Genomic DNA, 2,595 nt, shown 5'->3' with positions numbered 1-2,595 from the left:
CATCGACCATTCCCTTCACTGTGGCCGAGGAACTGCATCCGGTGATGGAACCGTCTATTTGAGCACCCACCACACCGCCGACATACACCGTGCCGCTGACGCTGCCCGACACCGAGCAGTTTTCAATGGTGCCCCAGCTATATCCTGCCACGCCGCCAATACTGCCGCCATATATTTGATTGCTTGTTATCTGTACGCCCTCCATCACCACGTTCTTCACCGTACCAGCTTTATTGAGCCAGCCGAACAGACCCGCATATTTGTCATTTGTCGTAAAGGTCAACCCCGTGATGGAATGGCCGCCGCCGTCGAAGGTGCCTTTGTATGAGTTATCAACGCTTGTGCCTATCGGCGTCCAGTCTTTACCTGTGAGGTCGATGTTTTTGTCGAGGGTAATGTTAATGTCGGTCTTACCGCCGTTCACTAATTTGGCTATATTCATCAGACCATCGGCGGAGGTCACGGTGTAGCTGCCGTTGCTCTCTATGGTATAGCCCAGGTCTTTTGCCGCAGCGAGGGAGACAGTGTAGGTATATTCACCGCCCGCCTGCCAGTCGGTAGCATTCTTCATCTTATAAACGAAGGTCTTGCCGTTAGTGAAGGTGCAGGTAATGAAGGTCGTGCCAGCTGCCACACTTTGCGGGGCTACGATGGCGGTGTAGGTGTTGCTGCCCTTGTCATACGGAGTGATTTTATCCGGATTGCCATTCTCGGTGGAGAGGCCCGTCAGCTGCACGGATGCCAGCCCCTCGGTGTAGTCCGTCAGAACGATGGTCACTCGCGCCGTGCGGTGGGTGAAGCGAAGCGTGGGGCTACCGTAAGTCACCGTCTGTCCGTCGGCTACGATGAGGTCGCTGCCCTCAAAGTCTTTCTGGGCACTTTGGTTGGCTTTTACCTTTACCGCAGGTGGGGTTGTCTCGCCAGCGGTGTAGGGCCACCACGCTGTGACGGTGATGTTGTTGTGGTTGGTCCAGTAGTACGGGTCGGTGGAGGTCAGCGTGGCGCTGGTGGGGTCGGCGGTGGAGGGCATCACGTTGTACGTCTTCACCATGCCGTCCATCAGAACTGCCACGCTCTGCACACCCGTCCAATTGCCATCCGCGGGGGCACGGGTGCCGGCGATGGCTGTCGCGGCGGGATTCAGCCCCGTGGCGGTGAAGACGATGGGGGTGCCTTCCGCCCCTTCCGGTAGGAAGCCCGCTTCATCCTGCGTGCAGGCGGCGAGTGAGAGGGCGAGCGCTGCAAGTGCAAAAAATCTTATCCTCATAATATCTGTTATTTTATTACTCTGGTTTTTTCCGTTGCGGGCAGAACTTTTCCGCCCGACGGTTTACTGCTTCATCAAGGTAGGCAATGCTCCTTTAAGTTCGTAACGCCACCTTGAGCCTGCGTTCTGCAAGGCGGTGTTCATGGCATCGACGGCTTTCTGCCAGGTAACGACAGAGCCGTCCACCTTCGTGGCTCTGGTGCTTTCCCTATTGTAGCCGATGCCTTGTTCATGATTGTTCTTCCAATAGCAGGCGGTCACGGTGGTGTAGTTATTTCCCAAAAAGCCGCCGATATGTACTTTGCCAGTGCTACTACCCGTACTGGTTACGTTGCCCGTGGCATAGCAGGCAAGGAGGCTGCTTCCTGCGTTCATTCCCACCAGACTGCCGCCAGCGATATTCTTTGCGGGGTTTATTTCTATGGTCACGTTGCCCGTGGCATAGCAAGCGGTCAGGGTGGCACTCGAATTCGTCTGACCTGCCACGCCGCCGACATCGACCGTTCCCTTCACTGTGGCAGAGGAACTGCATCCGGTGATGGAACCGCCTATTTGAGCACCCACCACACCGCCGACATACACCGTGCCGCTGACGCTGCCCGACACCGAGCAGTTTTCAATGGTGCCCCAGCTATATCCTACCACGCCGCCAATACTGCCGCCATATATTTGATTGCTTGTTATCTGTACGCCCTCCATCACCACGTTCTTCACCGTACCAGCTCTATTGAGCCAGCCGAACAGACCCGCATATTCGTCATTTGTCGTAAAGGTCAGCCCCGTAATGGTATGGCCGCCACCGTCGAAGGTGCCTTTGTATGAGTTGTCGTAGTCTGTGCCTATCGGTGTCCAGTCTTTGCCTGTGAGGTCAATGTCAGTGTCGATGGTAATGTTAATGTCGCTCTTACCTCCGTTCACTAATTCGGCTATATTCATCAGGCCGTTGGCGTTATAGACCGTGTAGGTCTTGGTGTTGCTGTCGTAGATGTAGCCCAAATCCTCAGCCTCGCCGCTCTCGCCGCCGCCGTCAGCCCAGTCACCGATAGTGCAACCCTCTAACGTCAAGCCGGTGGCGTTCACCTTAACGGTATATTTATAGCGGCTGCCAGCCTCTAATACGACGTCGTTCTGCGGGCGGAAGTAGAAGGTGCCGCCGCCGAGTTCCACCTTGACGAACGGCTTGCCTGCCGCAACGGTCTGCGGGGCAGTCAGTGCCTCGTAGGTGTTGCCGCTTGCGTTGTAGGTCTTGATGGCGGTCGGGTTGCCGTTATCGGCGGACAGGCTCACGAGGCTCACCGTGGCACTGGCGACGCTCGTGAATCCCGTGC

Annotated in this window: 2 protein-coding genes; both read right to left on the bottom strand. The window is 56.4% G+C overall.

Annotated elements, in window-relative coordinates; translation table 11 throughout:
• The coding region (locus C9991_RS16450) for a fimbrillin family protein (RefSeq protein WP_106813550.1) at nt 1–1,267 on the bottom strand (1,267 nt) is incomplete at its 3' end.
• Between the two features lie 63 nt (nt 1,268–1,330).
• Nucleotides 1,331–2,595: GLUG motif-containing protein (locus C9991_RS16445; protein WP_106813549.1), on the bottom strand; the 1,265-nt coding region annotated here is incomplete at its 5' end.

Origin of the sequence: Prevotella merdae (assembly GCF_900290275.1) — a bacterium.
Lineage (GTDB): Bacteria > Bacteroidota > Bacteroidia > Bacteroidales > Bacteroidaceae > Prevotella > Prevotella merdae.
The sequence above is the reverse complement of the archived record's forward strand: the minus strand, read 5'-3'. Positions and strand labels throughout refer to the sequence as shown.